Origin of the sequence: Pseudonocardia aurantiaca, assembly GCF_039526725.1 — a bacterium.
GTDB classification, from domain to species: Bacteria; Actinomycetota; Actinomycetes; order Mycobacteriales; family Pseudonocardiaceae; genus Pseudonocardia; species Pseudonocardia aurantiaca.
The window spans coordinates 1-15696 of sequence record NZ_BAAAJG010000012.1; the positions used below are offsets into that span (position 1 = coordinate 1).

17 protein-coding genes and 1 pseudogene are annotated in these 15696 nt (G+C 68.8%); 8 read left to right on the plus strand and 10 right to left on the minus strand.

The genetic code is table 11. The features are described 5' to 3' along the window. Positions 1-287: 287 nt before the first annotated feature. Complete coding sequence (locus ABD143_RS19835) at positions 288-590, minus strand: phosphotransferase (protein ID WP_343980309.1); 303 nt, start codon at positions 588-590, stop codon at positions 288-290. Between the two features lie 16 nt (positions 591-606). After that, complete coding sequence (locus ABD143_RS19840; protein ID WP_343980312.1) at positions 607-849, minus strand: hypothetical protein; 243 nt, start codon at positions 847-849, stop codon at positions 607-609. Between the two features lie 524 nt (positions 850-1373). Between ABD143_RS19840 and ABD143_RS38480 the strand changes: the two genes are divergently transcribed. Next, positions 1374-1574 (plus strand): hypothetical protein, encoded by a 201-nt coding sequence (locus ABD143_RS38480; protein ID WP_343981069.1) that lies wholly within the window; start codon positions 1374-1376, stop codon positions 1572-1574. A gap of 668 nt (positions 1575-2242) precedes the next feature. Here the strand turns inward: ABD143_RS38480 and ABD143_RS19850 are convergent. Then, the gene (locus ABD143_RS19850; protein WP_343980316.1) at positions 2243-3124 is read right to left on the minus strand and encodes a DUF559 domain-containing protein; all 882 of its coding nucleotides are present in this window, start codon (positions 3122-3124) and stop codon (positions 2243-2245) included. A gap of 226 nt (positions 3125-3350) precedes the next feature. Further along, entirely contained in the window at positions 3351-4271 is a 921-nt protein-coding gene (locus ABD143_RS19855; protein ID WP_343980319.1) for a hypothetical protein, read from the minus strand. Between the two features lie 300 nt (positions 4272-4571). On the opposite strand from ABD143_RS19855, the gene ABD143_RS19860 reads away from it, so the two are divergent. The 5 genes from ABD143_RS19860 to ABD143_RS19880 all read left to right on the plus strand — a co-directional run bounded on the left by ABD143_RS19860 (position 4572) and on the right by ABD143_RS19880 (position 7677). Then, the gene (locus ABD143_RS19860; protein WP_343980322.1) at positions 4572-5471 is read left to right on the plus strand and encodes a phosphorothioated DNA-binding restriction endonuclease; all 900 of its coding nucleotides are present in this window, start codon (positions 4572-4574) and stop codon (positions 5469-5471) included. Positions 5472-5703: 232 nt separating this feature from the next. After that, positions 5704-6273: a helix-turn-helix domain-containing protein gene (locus ABD143_RS19865; RefSeq protein WP_343980324.1), complete on the plus strand. Its 570-nt coding sequence runs from the start codon at positions 5704-5706 to the stop codon at positions 6271-6273. Next, entirely contained in the window at positions 6231-6734 is a 504-nt protein-coding gene (locus ABD143_RS19870; protein ID WP_343980327.1) for a hypothetical protein, read from the plus strand. Before ABD143_RS19865 ends, ABD143_RS19870 begins: the two co-directional genes overlap by 43 nt. Continuing rightward, positions 6731-7360, plus strand: a complete 630-nt coding sequence (locus ABD143_RS19875; protein ID WP_343980330.1) for a 2'-5' RNA ligase family protein — start codon at positions 6731-6733, stop codon at positions 7358-7360. Before ABD143_RS19870 ends, ABD143_RS19875 begins: the two co-directional genes overlap by 4 nt. A gap of 77 nt (positions 7361-7437) precedes the next feature. After that, positions 7438-7677, plus strand: a complete 240-nt coding sequence (locus tag ABD143_RS19880) for a hypothetical protein (protein ID WP_343980333.1) — start codon at positions 7438-7440, stop codon at positions 7675-7677. A 562-nt stretch (positions 7678-8239) separates the two neighbouring features. Here the strand turns inward: ABD143_RS19880 and ABD143_RS19885 are convergent. Genes ABD143_RS19885 through tgmA form a run of 3 tightly spaced genes read right to left on the minus strand, consistent with a single transcriptional unit; the run spans position 8240 to position 10619 of the window. Then, the gene (locus tag ABD143_RS19885) at positions 8240-9358 is read right to left on the minus strand and encodes a methyltransferase domain-containing protein (RefSeq protein ID WP_343980336.1); all 1119 of its coding nucleotides are present in this window, start codon (positions 9356-9358) and stop codon (positions 8240-8242) included. After that, positions 9355-10311: an ATP-grasp ribosomal peptide maturase gene (tgmB, locus tag ABD143_RS19890; protein WP_343980338.1), complete on the minus strand. Its 957-nt coding sequence runs from the start codon at positions 10309-10311 to the stop codon at positions 9355-9357. Before tgmB ends, ABD143_RS19885 begins: the two co-directional genes overlap by 4 nt. Further along, positions 10311-10619, minus strand: a complete 309-nt coding sequence (gene tgmA / locus ABD143_RS19895; protein WP_343980341.1) for a putative ATP-grasp-modified RiPP — start codon at positions 10617-10619, stop codon at positions 10311-10313. The genes tgmB and tgmA overlap by 1 nt, the downstream gene beginning before the upstream one ends. A 142-nt stretch (positions 10620-10761) precedes the next feature. Between tgmA and ABD143_RS19900 the strand changes: the two genes are divergently transcribed. Further along, positions 10762-12048: an NsdA family TPR-like regulatory protein gene (locus ABD143_RS19900; RefSeq protein WP_343980344.1), complete on the plus strand. Its 1287-nt coding sequence runs from the start codon at positions 10762-10764 to the stop codon at positions 12046-12048. Here ABD143_RS19900 and ABD143_RS19905 read toward each other — a convergent pair. The 3 genes and pseudogenes from ABD143_RS19905 to ABD143_RS19910 form a co-directional block, all read right to left on the minus strand. Next, positions 12038-12853, minus strand: coding sequence for an alpha/beta fold hydrolase (locus ABD143_RS19905; RefSeq protein ID WP_343980347.1), 816 nt, complete (start codon positions 12851-12853; stop codon positions 12038-12040). The genes ABD143_RS19900 and ABD143_RS19905 overlap by 11 nt on opposite strands. A 193-nt stretch (positions 12854-13046) precedes the next feature. Next, positions 13047-13220: pseudogene (locus ABD143_RS38265) on the minus strand (transposase family protein); the annotation flags it as partial. A 323-nt stretch (positions 13221-13543) separates the two neighbouring features. Then, complete coding sequence (locus ABD143_RS19910) at positions 13544-14911, minus strand: hypothetical protein (RefSeq protein ID WP_343981098.1); 1368 nt, start codon at positions 14909-14911, stop codon at positions 13544-13546. Between the two features lie 30 nt (positions 14912-14941). Here ABD143_RS19910 and ABD143_RS19915 point away from each other — a divergent pair, with 30 nt between their 5' ends. After that, a complete protein-coding gene (locus ABD143_RS19915) occupies positions 14942-15460 on the plus strand; it encodes a YdcF family protein (protein WP_343981071.1) in 519 nt (172 codons plus the stop codon). The last annotated feature ends 236 nt before the right edge of the window (positions 15461-15696 follow it).

Consider the following 15696-nt stretch of genomic DNA (forward strand, 5'->3'; position numbering starts at 1 on the left):
ACGACACCACCAGCAAGATCAGCAGCGACAAGTCAAGATCACAGTACGACCGTTACGAAAGATCGAGGCTAGTCCCCGGCCGGCCTCCTCGGTCATTTCACGGAGCGTAGGCAGTCTGATGCTCTATGTCACTCACCCGAGCGAGCTAGGTGTGGATGCTCTCGCCGGGTGCTCGCGACCTCGCCGTCGGTCGGCCTGCCGAGGAGTCCGAGGTGGCGTTCGGGCAGTGGGCGGAGTTGGACGAGGCGTTCGCCAGGTAGCGAGCACTCCGAGCTACCGAGGGAACCTCAGCTCGCCGCCAGGACCCGTTCAAACGTGGCGCAGCCTGCCGGTTCCCAGGTCGGCTTGCCCCCGGGCAGACCGAGCCTGCCGTTCTGTCCGATTGCGATCAGGCCCAGGGCGCGCAGGACAGCCCAGCCACGGGCCCGGGTGATGGTCGCTTCGTCGGCCTGCTCATAGGCGTCGAAGAACCGACTCGCCGCGCCGGCAGGCAACAGGATCCAGGCGGCTGAAAGATCGGTCGCGGGATCGCCTGCGCACATCTCGCCGAAGTCGATCACCCCAGCGAGCATCCCGTCCCGGACGACCACGTTCGCCGGATGCAAGTCACCATGCAGCCGGAGCGGCGCGCCCTGCCAGGGCGAACATCGGCAGCCACGTCTGCTCCGTGTGCAGCAGAGCCGGCGCTCGCTCGGTGCGTGGCAAGCGCACGGCCAGCTCCTCCCCGAGGCGCCACAGTTGGTTATCCCAGCCTCCGCTGACGTCACGCAGCTCTAGGTCCGCGAGATCCGGGTGCTGATCCCGCAGCAGCGCACGCACCAGGTCCTGCTCGAACTTCAACTCTTTCATTTGATGATCCTCTGATCACTGGCATGCGCAGGCACGCTAGCCCGGAGCTTTCGTCTGTCCCGACCGCGTCGACGTCCGGGCATGGGTAGAACCCCGATTGTCTTGTTCGCCTGGAGGGATAGAGACCTCAGCAATCCCGGAGGTGGCATGGCCGAGGGGTGGCACGGCTGGATCGGTACGTTCGCTGGCGTGGCCCTCATCACGGTGGCCGTACTGCCGTTGGCCGCGCTGGCGGTGTGGGCTCTGGCACGCCGTCGGAGTGTCACCGGCACCACGCCGGCGTGGGTGTGGCGCACGTCGCTGGCCGAGGTCGGCATCGTCTACGGGACCGTGCCGTGGGTATGGATGATCCTGTTGCCGGGCAGCCAGGCCGGCGCCGTCCCCGGTCGGGTGAGCCAGCCTGGTACCGCTGCGCGACCTGCTCACGATGACGACGGGCCAGGTCGTCGGCAACCTGCTGGTGTTCGCGCGCTGGGGTTCCTCGCCCGCTGCGGTTCGCGGCGCTGGCGTCGGTACCGCGGATCCTGGCGCTCGCGGCGGGCTGCTCGGTCCTGGTCGAGGCCGCGCAGCACGTCCTGCGGCTGGACCGGGTGTCCTCCGTGGACGGCTTACTGCTCAACACCGCTGGCGCCGGGCTGGCCGCGCTGGCGTCGCGCCGCTGGTGGCGCGCTACGGCCAGAGCGTCGTCAGATCGACCTCGATCGGCCCCGGTACCGGGACGCTGAGCCGCCCGCGGTACGCCGGTCAGCGGCCCTGGGCGGTGGCCGAGGCGTACAGGCAGACGGTCGCGGCGGGCGGTCAGGTTGAGGCTCTCGGCCCGACCGTGTTCGGCCCCGACGAAACCGAGCCGGCGGCCGCGGCCGAGGCGCCGACGTCGAGGCCCGGTCGTCAGATCCGGTGCGACGCCCGACGCGCCATCACACAAATACCGGACAGCGAGAAACGTCGGTTCCGCGAGTGACCAACTTAGTGACGACACCCATGCAACCCCGACCCACGAGTGGACGTCGACGGACGATAAATCCTCATCGTGTCTCCCGCAGGAGCAGATCCCACGAGTAGTCAATTGCGTTGACACGGAAGAGGTCACTGGTTCAATCCCAGAATCGCCCAGCCCACATGAAGGCCCCTGATCCACGGAGTCAGGGGCGCGACGCCGGCCTCGATTGCCGACTACGAGCGGGTCGACCTCGCCCCGCTCCCCGAGGCCGACGCGCTGGAGCTGGTGCGGCTGCTCGCCGACGGCCTTCGTCGTTCCAGAGAACGGTTGCTCCGCAACTGCTTGTGTGCTCGAACCCCGAACGCCACGCCGCCCGCGTCCCTCCCTCAAGAATCCCGCGACCCTTCGGGGGTCCGGCAGATGCTCTGTCCCTTTTCCCCAATGGGTCTCATTTTAAATGACGTGATATTTCGGAACGCGTCGGAGGAAATTCCGGGAGCCGCGCTGCATCTCGCGTGGGTTCAGGAGCTTGAGGACGAGTCGCGCGATGTCGTCCGAGGTTTGCTGGCGCTCAATACATACGCTGTCGCCCACGTCCAGTGGGCTCAAGCCGTCATCACGGATTCGGATCACATTGAGACCAGCGGCGATGAGACGGCTCGTCTTGCGGCGGTCGTGGTCGTCTCGGCCGCGGTGCCAGTACGCGCCGTCGTACTCGATCACGAGTCGGAGCTCAGGGACGACGATGTCAACCTCGACGATCGGGCGGGGCAGGCCATCGTGCAGCCTGAGCCGGCGCGCGTCAATGTCAACGGGAAGGTGCTTGCGCAGAGCCCGCTCCAGGGCGATCTCAATGCTCGAGCGGCTCCGCATCGCGCCTTTCGGAGGCCTGGGACCGACCTTCACATACTCCTGGCAGCCCTGGGTGACGTATTTCATCCCCCGCCGGTCGTGCCATGGCTGCCCGTCCGGTGTCGGTAGCAGGCGGGCATCGATTCGGTGCCGCGTCCCGCGTTCAAGGTCAACGAGCACGCTCGGGCCATCGCCATGCTGCTCGCCGGAGATGTCCGAAACGCGATCGGAGTCGGAGAGGATCTCCTCGACCGGCGCCGACCAGAAGATGTCGGCCCCTTGCTTGAGGAAGATCCGGCCCTGTTCGCGCATGCCACGGGGGACCCCTGGGAGAAAGATCAAGCTGATCTCCCTCATCCACCGCGTACGGTCGCCGGGAGCGATGGGCCAGACGAGGTCGTAGCCCACCTGCGCGGGATCGGCGAGGACGTCCGGCCTGCCGAGCACCTGCACGCGGCTCGTCAGCCACCGCCCATCCTCCATCGGCCCGCACCCCCGTTGATCGCCTGCTTCGAGGTCGTCGGGCAGTGGAGCCCTGTTACACGGTTGGCGTGGACCTGTGTGGCGGCTCGCGCGAAGATGACGAGCTGGGGAGCTGAACCGGCGGCTCTGTGCAGCGCGGTGATCGCGTCGCCGTTCACTAAGCGCGTTGAGCTGTCCGCCCGCGGGGTCGAACGCTGCGGTCACCGCTTGGTGTACGGGTGGCAAACTAGTCGGCGCCGCGGAGTATTTGCTCACTTTCGGCGAGTAGCTGCGCGATCGCCTGGGACTCCGCTGCAGCCCCGGCAGACCGATCGGCTTCCTCACGCGAATCATGCAGATCCAAAGTCGACGGGCCTCCGCTGAGCCGCCTCCGGAGCAGCTCTTCCTCTCGCTCCTGGTGAATCCGAGCCTTCAGACTACCTTCAATATCCCTCTGCTGTTGATCTACAGACTGCGCCGCCAGGAGAATCCTGCCAAGGTTCAGGTGCACTTGGTCTAGAGCGTCATTCTCCAGTCCAATCGTTCTGAGTGCCTCGTGGGCTACTCCCGAAAGAGATGGATATGCGGAAGCTCGCTTCGCGTCATCAAGACGCTCGGCAACGGAGACAGTCCTCCGGATCGCCGACCATAGAATTAGCGAGACCCGCCTACCTGGGTCGACGGTGCCATCGCGCCAGGCGGCCACGTCGTTGATAGCTTCCGCAATCTGACACAGCCGCCAGCCGCGTGTGTCGTCCGGCGTGACACGCACGTACACCTCGCACCTGTCCCTGTTGATGGCATGCGCTGCGCTGATCGCACTTGAAAGCCAAAGGATTAGTGTTGCAAGGCACCAAACTGACGCTAGCCCGATTGCACCGCCGACTATGAAACGTGCGATTACCCATCCAGTTGACGGTGCCGTTGCCGCAGACCAAGTCGCGACCAGCAGTCCGGCGGTTATGGCGCTGGACGCAGCGCCGATCCGTGCCGCTTTGCTGATCTGTCCCCGAATATCTCCCCTCGACGTGATCACGTATCTGCCGAGCGGATTAGCGACGATATACCACTCCTCGCTCGCGTTCGAGTTGCGAAACCGGACGAGCGAGAGCTCTGCTTTCGATCCGCCAAGGGCGGAGTTGCTGTGTGCATCGCGCTTCGGCGACACTCCACCTCCCGCGATCAGGGCATGAGAACGCGGTGAACCCTACCCGCAGTACCGACGCCGCCCTCGGCCCGGCGCTGGAGGCCACGGCTGCAGGTCGGGTCCCTGGTGTACGCAGAGGGGCCCTTTCGTAACCGGGTGTCAGACTCTCGCGTGCCGCGCGGCGGGTGCGATGAGCTGGTCGACGGTCAGCCACGGCCTGTGCCTGTGGATCATCCGGTGGCAGTTGCTGCACAGCAGGGCGATGTCGCCGCAGGGGAACGCCCCGCAGCGGTCACCTCGGCCCACGAGAGGATTGGGCCTATGGACGAGCAGTGGCTCACCCGGGTCCAGCAGCTACGTCGCTGGACGCGCGGTGGGGAGCGAGCACCTCACAAGCCGCTGCTGCTCCTGTTCATGCTCGGTCGCCTGCAGAGGGGGCTGACCGGACCGGTGACCTTCATAGACATCGAGGGCCCACTGGCGGCGCTGCTGCGCGACTTCGGTCCGGCCCGCGCCAGCTACCACCCCGAGTTCCCGTTCCACCACCTGACCAGCGACGGCCTGTGGGTAATCAGCGACGCCGCCGGCAAGGACGCGCGTCCCCTGGGCACGGCGGCCGGCAGGTTGCGCTCCGCCGGCGCCGCTGGCCAGGTCGAGGCGGAGTTTGAGCGTGCCCTGATCGCCGACCCGGTCTTGCTGGCCGCGGTCGTGCGGGCGCTCCTGGACGCCAATTTCGCACCCTCTCTGCACGAGGACCTCCTCGCTCGTACCGGCCTCGCGCTCGAGGTCGCAGAGACAGCCGCAGGGCCGGCCGGCCGCCGTCGTGACGCAACCTTTCGGGACCGCATCCTCATCGCCTACGAATGCCGGTGCGCGATCTGTGGCTACGACGGCTGGATCGACGGCGAGGTCATCGGACTGGACGCCGCCCACGTGCGGTGGTGGGCCATCGGCGGTCCTGACAGCGTGGATAACGGCCTGGCCCTCTGCGCGCTGCACCACCGGCTATTCGATCGGGGCGTGCTCGGTCTCGCCGATGACGGCACGGTCATGGTGTCGCAGCTATTCGTCGGCCGTGCACCCGCGGCCCAGGCCCACGTGGTGTCCCTGGCCGGCGCTCAGCTGTACTCCCCGCAGCCGGGACACCCGGCGGTCGCGTCGACACATAGGAGCTGGCACAGCGCCCAGGTCTTCCGCGGGCCGGCCCGGCTGGCGGCGTAGCGGGCCCTGACCGCGACCCGGCTCGGTAGGCATCAGGGCGTGGGCGGCTCCCCGGCGATGACATTTCAATGGGGCCTGGACCGTGGCCGAAACGGTCTGGTGTGGAACAGACGTGGCACTTCCAGCGCATCGAGCCGCTGCAACTGGGAGGATGGCGAACAACCGGGGGAGGCTCAGCGGATCATGACGACGGTTTTGGCGGTGGACCGGCCACGAGACACGCGCCCTGCGTATGGCCCTGCGGCTCAGCGTGCGCGCGTTCGCGGAGCACCTCGGCGTGGCTGTTCGCACCGTCTCGAAATGGAGTCCGGCACCGTCGGCGCCCTGCCGCGGCCGGACACCCAAGCGGTTCTCGACACTGCCCTCAGCCGTGCTGACCGTGCGGCGCAGGAGCGGTTCGCGTTGCTCTGCCGGTCAGGTCGGCATAACAACGGGACAACACCCCCGATTCTGCGGGCCCAGCCCGCTCCGGCGCCCGGCTGCCGCCGGCACGGCCGATCACATCCCAGAACTCCTCGTTCACCTGCGGGAGCAGTGGCACGCGCTGGTCCGCACGGACAACCTCCTCGGACCTCGGTTCGCGCTTGCCGGCGTCCTCGATCAACTCGCGATCATTCAAGAGCTTCTCCGCATGACGACGCGAACTCACCGGGCGGAACTCGTGACGCTCGCCGGAACGTATGCCGAGTCCGCAGCCTGGTTGTACGAGGACGCCGGACAGATGCCGTCGGCTGCGCTCTGGGTCGGGCGAGCGATGGAGTGGGCGCACGAGGCCTCAGACGACCGGCTTCTCGCCATCTGACCACTGCCCGTCAGCGGGCTGACGCGCTCGGTCCGCCCGATGCTGATGGCGTCGAAGGCCCCTTCGCCTGCACCGTCAGCCGGGCTGGTGGCTTCTGGGCGGACACCCACTTCGCCCTGCACGAGCCCCAGCCGACGCTCCAACTCGCGAACCAGGCCATCGCGGCCTTCGAAGCGACACCGCCAGCGCAGCGCAACGTCGGCTCAGAACGGATGGTGCGCTGCGAGCAGGTCAAGGCGCACCTGGCGCTCGGCGAGTTCGACGGCGCCGCCGAGGTCTTCCAGCCGGTCCTCGAGACCGCCGTCGAACACCGTGTTGGGCCGCTATTGCGCCGAGTTGCAGATATCGCCAGTACAGCCCAGCACACCAGCACACACACGAACGAGCTCCGCGCCATCTTCGAAGGCGCAACCGACTTCATCCAGCTTCCCGCACCCGACGCACCCCGAAGCCTTTCATGACCACCGCCGACGACCGCATGATCAACCATTGGTGGTGGCGCCCCGGCTGGAGCATCGGCCGCGCCTTCTACACATGGCACGTCACCTTCGACGAGGGCTCAGCGATACCGAAGCTCGCCGACCGGTACCGGCCAACACTGCAGCAGTTCCCGGGACTCGATGTGCTGCGCACCGACCAACTGCATCTCACGATGCAGGGCCTCGGGTTCGTCGGCGAGGTTCCGGAGGCGGACGTCGCAGCCATCGTCGAGGCCACCCGCCCGGAGCTGGCCGCTCTACCGCCGCGCGTCGCCGAAGCCGGGCCGGCCTATGCCGACTCAGAGACGGTGCAGGTGGCGATCCACCCCGCCGACGAGGTGGCGGAGGTTCGCGCCGCGCTGCGCCGGGGCATCGCCGCAGTCTGGGGGGCGGACAACGTGCCCGAAGACGCCGACAGCTTCCGGCCGCACGTCACCTTTGCCTATTCGAACAGCGACAACGATCGGTTCGAGATCGCCGGTGCCCTCGATAGAATCGGCCCGCTCACGACGAAGGCCACGGTCGGACGGTTGTCGCTGATCCGCCTGCATCGCGACAACCAGGCATACGAATGGACTGAGATCGCCGAGGTGAAGGTCGGTAGGTGACCAATGGCGCGCCCTCGCCCCGCACCGCCGCCTTACGCCTGTCGCATTGCTGCTCAACGCGAACTCGGTGCCGCCGCATGAGCACCCACGAGACTGAGATCGCCGCGATGCAGCGGGCCATCGCGATCTCCGCGCTCGGCATGGGTTCGACGAGACCTGTGGGCTGCGTGATCCTCGACCGGGACGGGACGCCGGTCGGAGAGGGATACCACCGGCGCAAGGGCGAGGCCCACGCCGAGGTCAACGCGCGCGCCGCCGCAGGGCTGAAAGCCACCGGCGGTACTGATCTGGGTTCGTCACACCGAGGAACTACCTGACCCGCCCGTAATTCGCCTTATCCCAAAACCCGCAGATCGAGCGTCGCTCGCCCTGCCCGCAGAGGGCACCACCGCGTGATCGGCGCCGTCGCAGCCGCCACCGGCATGCAGCCGGGCACCGGCGCCACTGCCGCAGCGAAGACCGGCGCGGGGCAGCTCTACGCGGCCGCCGCTCGTACGACACGACGGGGCAGGTGGGCCCGCTGACCTCCGCCGACCACCATTTCGGGGATCACCGCTGCGGCTACCGGCCCGGGTCGCCGCGACCGCGTCGCCCAGGGGCATGGCCACCTGCAGCGTGGGCGATGCTCGCCATCGCGCACGGCCACCGCACCAGCGGGCGGCATGAGGTGCAGTACCCATCCCGGCGGCACTGGTGCGTGCCGAGGGTCCGCTGCACCGCGCCGGGCTGCGCTGCCAGGAACCGGGCGGCGGCGTCGATGCAAGCCGCCACGCTCGCCGTCATCTCACTGTCTGCGTGCATGTCGACTCCGATGGCTCGTGGTGGAAACCGGTCGGCGCGAAGGAGTGGTAAGGGAGGCCGTTCCGCGCCGACCGGAGCTCAGAAGGTCCGCAGGACCGCGGCCGGGTCGTCGAGCCAGACCCCGTGCTTCCGGTCCGGGGTGACGACGAGCCCGAGCCGCTCCCAGCCCGGACGGCCCGCGCCGGCCCAGACCCGGTGGGCGTCCTCGACGTCGGCCCAGATCCGGCGCGGCCCGCCCTGCCGGACCACCCGCAGGCCCCGGGCGTCGGCCGGCTCGACCTCACTCCACGACCCGTCCGCCGCGCTGACCCGCCAACCGTCCAGGCCAGGGCCGTACCGCGTCACGCCGACAACCGGCGAGCGCCCGGCGCTCGCGAGGAACCACGGCACCAGCGCCGTCCACGGATCGGGGTCGACGAACGTGACCGACTCGGCGACCGGACCCGCGCGCTCCCCCGGCGGAGGCGACGGGGCGACGTCGCCGTCACGTGCCGGCATGAACCCGGCCCACCGCGCAAGGAAACGCCCCTCCAGCCGGTCGGGATACCGGCGCAGCAGCACCAGGCTCCCGGCCTGACTCCCGACCTTGACGTCCACCAGCACCAGCCCGCCGTCCGTCAACTGCTCGGCCCAGGCCCACGGCACGGTAGGCACGGAGCAGGTCGCGACGATCCGGTCGAACCGGCCATGCCCCGGCAAACCGAAGCGGCCGTCGGCCGCGACGAGGGTCGGCGCGTACCCGAGCGCGGCGAGCCGCTCCCGAGCCGCGGCGACGAGACCGACACCAATGTCCACCGAGAACACCGACTCGGCACCCAGCCGGTGGCACAGCAGCGCGGCGTTGTAGCCGGTGCCCGTGCCGATCTCCAGCACCCGGTGACCGTCGCCGACGTCGAGCGCGTCGAGCATCCGCACCATCAGCGCGGGCTTGGTCGAGGACGACACCACCGACAGGCGGCCCAACCCGTCCGGCAGCAGCTCGGTGACCAGCGGGGCATCCGCGTAGACCGCGTTGAGCCAGCGGGCGTCGGCGGCGGTGACCGCGACCCAGTCGCCGTCGCGTTGGACGTAGTGGCGGGGCACGAACACGTGCCGCGGCGTCTCCTCGACCGCCGCGAGCCAGCGGGTGTCCCCGACGGTTGTCGTCGCGGCGACCGCCTTCGCCAGCGCCGAGCTTTGCGCCTGCCAGCCGGTCACGGCGTCCGCCCTGCCATCAGGAGGTCCGCGATGGCCGCGGTGATCGGCGCGCCGATCGCGTCCTCGATCCACCCGTACTGGCCGTTCGCGTTGCACTCGAGGAACACCCACCCGCCGTCGGGGGTGACGACGAGGTCGAACGCCCCGTACGCCAGCCCGAACTCCCGGCAGTACCGCACCAGGCCATGCCGCACGTCGTCGGGAAGGGCAGGCCGGCTGTAGGCGAGGTCGCAGTAGGCGGCCCGCCAGTCCACGCGGGTCTCGGCGGACCCGGCGTGGATGCCCGCGGTGAAGATGCGCTCGCCGACTACCACGACCCGCGCCTCGTGGGCCTTGGACACCCACCGCTGGAACTGGTGGGTGGTGATCTCCACGCCGCGAAGGTCGGCCAGATCCGCCTCACCAAGCAGGTGCGTGAACACCGTCGCCCGCCGCGCAGCCTCCACCACCGACGGCGCCCCGAGCGCCTTGTTCACGACCGCTCCCCCACGCGCGAACCGCCGCACCGCCTCGGCATCGTTCGTGATCAGCGTGTGCGGCACCGCCAGCCCGCACCGCACAGCCGCAACGAGCTGTGCCGGTTTGACCGCCGCGTCGGCCACCCGCGCCGGGTGGTTGACCCACAGGACCGGCAGGCTCCCGAGCACCCCGCCGAGCCCGAGCTTCCCCTCCGTGGAGGCCCACTGCCGCTCCACCGGCGTCAGGCTCGACGGCAGCCCGAACGCCGACGACGAGCGATACCAGACCGACCGCACATCCCCGAGCCGCACGACCCGATCCCGCACTCGCAGCGTGCCGTCCCACGCGGCACTCGCGAGGTCGGCGTCGAGCCGGACGGTGTCCGGGAACCAGGCGGTGTCGAGCCGGACCACCGGCACCTCTCGCCGCCCGAGCTCGCGAACCATCCGGTCCGCCGTCGGGTCCCGCTCCGGCGCCAGGACGAGGACCGTCATCAGTCGTTGTCCCAGTCCTCGGAGCTGGGCCCGTCCTCGCCGTCGGTGCTCGACGTCGTGGACGCGGACGGGTCGCCCCAAACGGTGTCGATCAGCGGACAGCCGGTTGCGTCGACCGCGAGCTGGCGGTCGTGGTCGTACATCCATGAGGGAACGACGCGGCCGGGACCGGCGGGGCGGGCGCGGCGCAGGCACCACGGGCGGAGGCCGATGGGTGAGGGGGCGTCCACACCGGACGGGACGAGTGTGGAGCCGGCTAAAGGGAAGCGGGAGTTGGTGGGAGCGAGCAGGTCGCGCTGGTGGGTCATCGGCTTGTCCTCTCTATGGCTGCAACAAGAGCATCGGGCTCCTGGAGCTGCGGAAAGAGGGCACACCGGCGGGCATCCTGGGGCATTCTGTAGTCGTGCCCTCACCGAGGGCGGCCGATAGGCTCGCGCAATGGGAGGCGCCATGGAGCGGAACTTCGAATTGCGCGCGCTGCGGGAGTCACACCCTTCGCCCACGTTCGCCGGCGAACCCATGAGCCGATCCGAACTCGCGGAGGCGGTGAACGCAGAGCTGTGGCGAGCCACAGGCCGCCGCTTTGCCCTCGACGCCCACACCCTCGCCCGCTACGAACGCGGTGCCGTCCGGTGGCCGAACGCCGCATACCGCTCCGCCCTGCGTGCCGTCCTCGGCGCCTCGAATGACGCGGAACTCGGGTTCATGCCGACGCGGCGAGGAGCAAGCGCATCAGCCGAGAATCCGGTTCGCGCAGCAGTGGAAGCCGCCGAAGAATCTGCCGAACTGGACCGCCGCGACTTCGCGCGGGCCGGGTTCGCAGCCTTGGTGACAGGGGTGAACGTCGGACAGCGGGATCCGCTCGACTACGACGAGGAACTCCGGGGCCTCCAAGCGATTGACGTCAATCGCGGGCCGGAAGAGCCGATCATCAACGTCGCGACGCTCCTCCGAAGCATTACCAACGACCTGCGGACGTCGCGCGGCACAGATCGGGCCGCACTCCTCCGCGTCGCGGCACGAGCGGCTGAGTTCGCCGGCTTCCTGCACCGAGACCTGGGCGAACCCGACCGAAGCCTGTTCTGGCACGACAGGGCGATGGACTGGGCGCAGGAGAACCATGACCAACCAATGCAGGCCTACGTCCTCCTGAGGAAAGCCCAGGCTGCGTACGACGGGCGAGATGCGGCGCGAATGCTCGGCCTCGCCCGCGCGGCTCGACGGTTCGAGCGTGTCCTTTCCACAGGTCTCAAGGCCGAGATCCTCCAGCAGGAGGCACGCGGCGAGGCGATGCTGGGTCTCTCCGACCACGGCATCCGGGCGAAGCTCGACGAGGCCAAAGACCTTTTGGCTGGCCCTCGCTCCGAGGAGCCTCATGATGCGCCCGGGAGCCGCTACAGCGGCGCGCTGCTCGACCTGCAGATCGCCGTGTGCCTCACCGAGGCAGGACATCCCCGCCACGCCGTCGGGGCCTACCGCGCATTCCTGAGCAGCCACGACTCGTCGACACGCGACCGGGCGTATTTCTCGACCTTGATGGCGACTGCCCTGGCGCTCTCGGGCGAACCTGACGAGGCGGCCGTGACGGTTTGCGCTGCGCTGGCGGTCGCGATCAAGACAGGATCGCGACGAACCATCCGTGAAGCGAACAACGTGGCAGCCGTCCTGCGGCCATGGCGCAACCGGAGCACGGTCCGCGATCTCGACGCTGCCCTAGCCGACGCGGTCAGTCCGTGAACCAGCAAACGGTCCTGCCGATCACCGCGTGCTGCCACTCCTGCGTCTGCCGCTCGAGGTAAGCGGGGTCGTCGTGCACCGCGAAGCCGTGCTGAGCACCGTCGACCTCCATCAGCTCGTGGCGGGTAGTCAGAGTGGCCGCAGCCGATCGAGACGACTCGACCGGGATGAAGGTGTCGTGTGTGCCGTGCACCAGCAGCGTCGGCGCCTTTACCTGCGCCAGCTCGGCACGGGCATCCACCCAGAACACCTCGTTCAGCAAAGCCCGGCCCAGCTTGAACGACGGCGAGTGCGCGATGTAGCCATCCTCGGTCAACTGGTCGGCGGAAGCGCTGTCGATGCGGTTGCCCGACCAGTAGTCCTTGTCGTCGACGAACCGCTTCTTGTAGTCGAGCAGAGGGTTGAACAGAACGAGCCGCTCGATCAGCTGCGGGTGCCGAGCTGCGAGCATCGCGCAGATCCCGCCGGAGAAGCTGGCGCCGACGACTCCCACGGCCGGCACGCCCGTCTCGGGGATGAGGTATTCGGCTACGGCCCGCACGTCGTTGCCCACCCCAGCAAGCGTGAGGTCCTCCTGCCGGCCGCCACTCATGCCGTGACCACGAAGGTCGAACCGCACGGACGCGACGCCGGCGGCTGCCAGGGCATTCGCGAGCCTGCCGTAGAAGCCGGCCTCCTCCCGCGTGACTCCGCCGCCGTGGACGAGAACAACACCGGCCGCTGGTCGCTCTGGGATCAGCACGGTTGCCGACAGCTCGATCCCGTCCAGGGACCTGATCACCGCGCTCGCGTTGGAGATCGTCACAGCTCCATGGTGCCGCCCCCGGGCCGCGGGGACATGATCTATCGGGTCTCGACCCCGGCGCTGCCAGCGCAGGGTCTTGCCATCCACCGCCAGCACACGGCGCCGACGAGCCAGAGCTGTCCCGACGCACAAGCGCCGCACGAGCGCACCGATCGCGGCGTCGAACCGGTCGGGCTCGACCTTGCTCGAGCACGCGACGGATGGTCGACTCCGACGGGCACCGCCGCTCGGTTCCCAGCGCGGCTGCGACCTTGCCCGGCACGTCGGCGACCCACTCGGCGACCGCGACGAACGAGCGTGCTCCGGCGACGACCGCGCACACCGCCGCGCTGAGCACGACGACCAGTCCGTGACGGACCCCGCGCCGCTTGCGCCGATCAACCCCCCAGCCAGTACTTCTCGCGGGCCGGGGGCGAGTTCGACCGAATCGGGTAACCCCAGCTCGCCCACCTGGTCAGCAACAGCAGCGATCGACAAAGATGCAGACGCGGGCACAGCTCTCTCCGATGATCAAGCTTGGTGTGAGAACCCCAAGATCACCACCAGACGCCCGTACCTCCGCCCGCGTGTCGCCGCAGCTCAGCGCCTCCTCACCGCGACTTTGCCGACCCCCTGCGTTTGGTCCCACGCCAAGCTCGCACACCGGGCGTGCTGACGCCCGCCCGGGCTGGGGATGCTGCAGCGCTGCCGTCATAGACCGATGGATTCCCGGGGCTGGTTGAGTGCAGCGATACGAATTCGTGCGCCGACATCCTCGTCCGGCTCGACTGCCCGCTTGGAGGCGACGATCCGGTCTATGCGCTCGTCATCGGCCTGTGGGCGCCCGTTCAACCGACGCCACCCGATCACCCCGCCGAGGGCGTCGAGCGTCGGCTTGAGCAGGTTGTCGAGGTCCCAGGCGTCGTTGCGGGTGCGCGGCGGCGGGAGCCGGAACTCGATCTCGACTGCGAAGCGGGTCCCGTCCGGTACGTGGCGTGTCCCGACCGCCGCGGCCACCGCGTCCCGCCACGCAGCTTCTGCCGCCGTCGCGAAGGTGGCTGGCCGCGCCGCCACCGCCACGTCGATGACCGAAAGAGCGCTGACGGCGTCGCTGGAGGGATCAGAGGGCGCGGCCGCCGACCGCCCACCGGAGCCGATCAGTAGCGCGGCTCGGCGCAGGGTCGCGCGGATATGTTCCTCGCGCCGCGACCTTTCGGCCGGATCCGGGTGCTGTAGCGCCTGTCGGCTTGGGTGGTAGGTCGAGATCGCCTCGATCCCGCGGGCCCGGATCAACGCGCCGTGCCTGCCGCTGAACAGCTGCCAGGCGGCCTGGGCGTCCTTACCAGCCAGCAGCACCACTCGAAGGCCCGGCATGAGCGCGATCAGCCGACGCAGCGGCTCGACCCCTTCGGCGAGCTGAGTTCTCGAAGGGGTGTCGTTGATGTACCACGGGTAGGCGTTCCACGGGACGACGTCCGCCGGGTCAATCCCGGCCTCGGCGAAGAATCCGCACTGCCGCTCCGCGGTCTGGTCGTCGTTCTCCACCGACAAGAACCCCGACCCCTGCACCCCGGCGGCCATCGGTCCCGGGTCACGCAGGATCGCTAATACAGGCGCGTGCACACCGCGGTACATCGGCGCCACATACGGCGGCCTCCCGGCCGCGGCCTGGGCGCCCAGCTCGTCGACCATGCGGTTAATCGGCTCGATGTGCGTCGCGTACCGATCGCGCCATTGCTCGGCCCGGTAGGCCGGTTCACGCATCCGACGTACCATCGCGAACGCCTCCCCCTCCGCACCTCGGCGGCGGCCAACACCGAGCCCGGGCAGCGTATCGGTAAACCACCCGTACCGGACGAGAACGGACAGCCAGCTGGTCGAGGGCCGCCCGGCCGCGCTCGACCCTGCGCGGCCGAGCTGACCTTGCACCAGCAGATACGTCGAAGGACGCGTGACTTGTACCAGGCAGGACGAACGATCACGAACGAGGAACGAAGCGACGCCCTGCTGCTCTGGGAGTACCACCGACTTGACCACGAGCTGCGACCGTGTGACGCCGCAATTGGCCTCGGGAGCCACGACCTCGGCGTAGCGACATACACCGCCGAGCTGTACCACCGCGGGATGTTCCCCGTAGTCGTCTTTTCTGGCGGTTCGACCCGAACGACACAACACCGGCTTCCACGCGGAGAGGCTGTCCACTACAGGGAGCGCGCCCTGGAACTCGATGTTCCCGAGGCCGCGATCCTCCTGGACCCTCACGCCACGAACACGGGCGCGAACATCATGAATTCGCGGGCGCTCCTCGAAGCCGCAGGCTACCGGCCCCGCTCCCTCTTACTGATCTCGAAGCCGTACGCAGAGCGCCGGACGTTCGCAACGGCGCGGAAGCTATGGCCTGAGATCGACGTCATCTGCGCGTCCATGCCAGTTGGATTCGACGAGTATGTCCGCAGCATCGGCAATGAACGCTTGGTCGTCGACATGATGATCGGTGACCTCCAGCGGATCATCGAGTATCCGGCGCGCGGCTTCACCATCCCGCAGGAGGTGTCCGCCGAGGTGATTGCCGCCTACGACCGCCTCTACGCCGCGGGCTTCGTCAGCCGAGCGGTGCCCCCGGCGTGAACCAGCGGACCGTCTTGTCGATCACGGCCTGCTGCCACTCCTGCGTCTGAGGCTCGAGGCGCTTAGTGGTCATCGCAGTTCCTCTCACTCGATGGGTTCGTGTCGCTCACCGGGCAAACAGCGTGCGCAGCCAACGGGAGCTGGGCCGGCGTCCTGGCTGCACGCGCCTGCCGGACCGCTGCTCCGGGCGGGAAGGTCCGGCCACCTCAGCGGCACAGGACGGACACGGCTTTCCC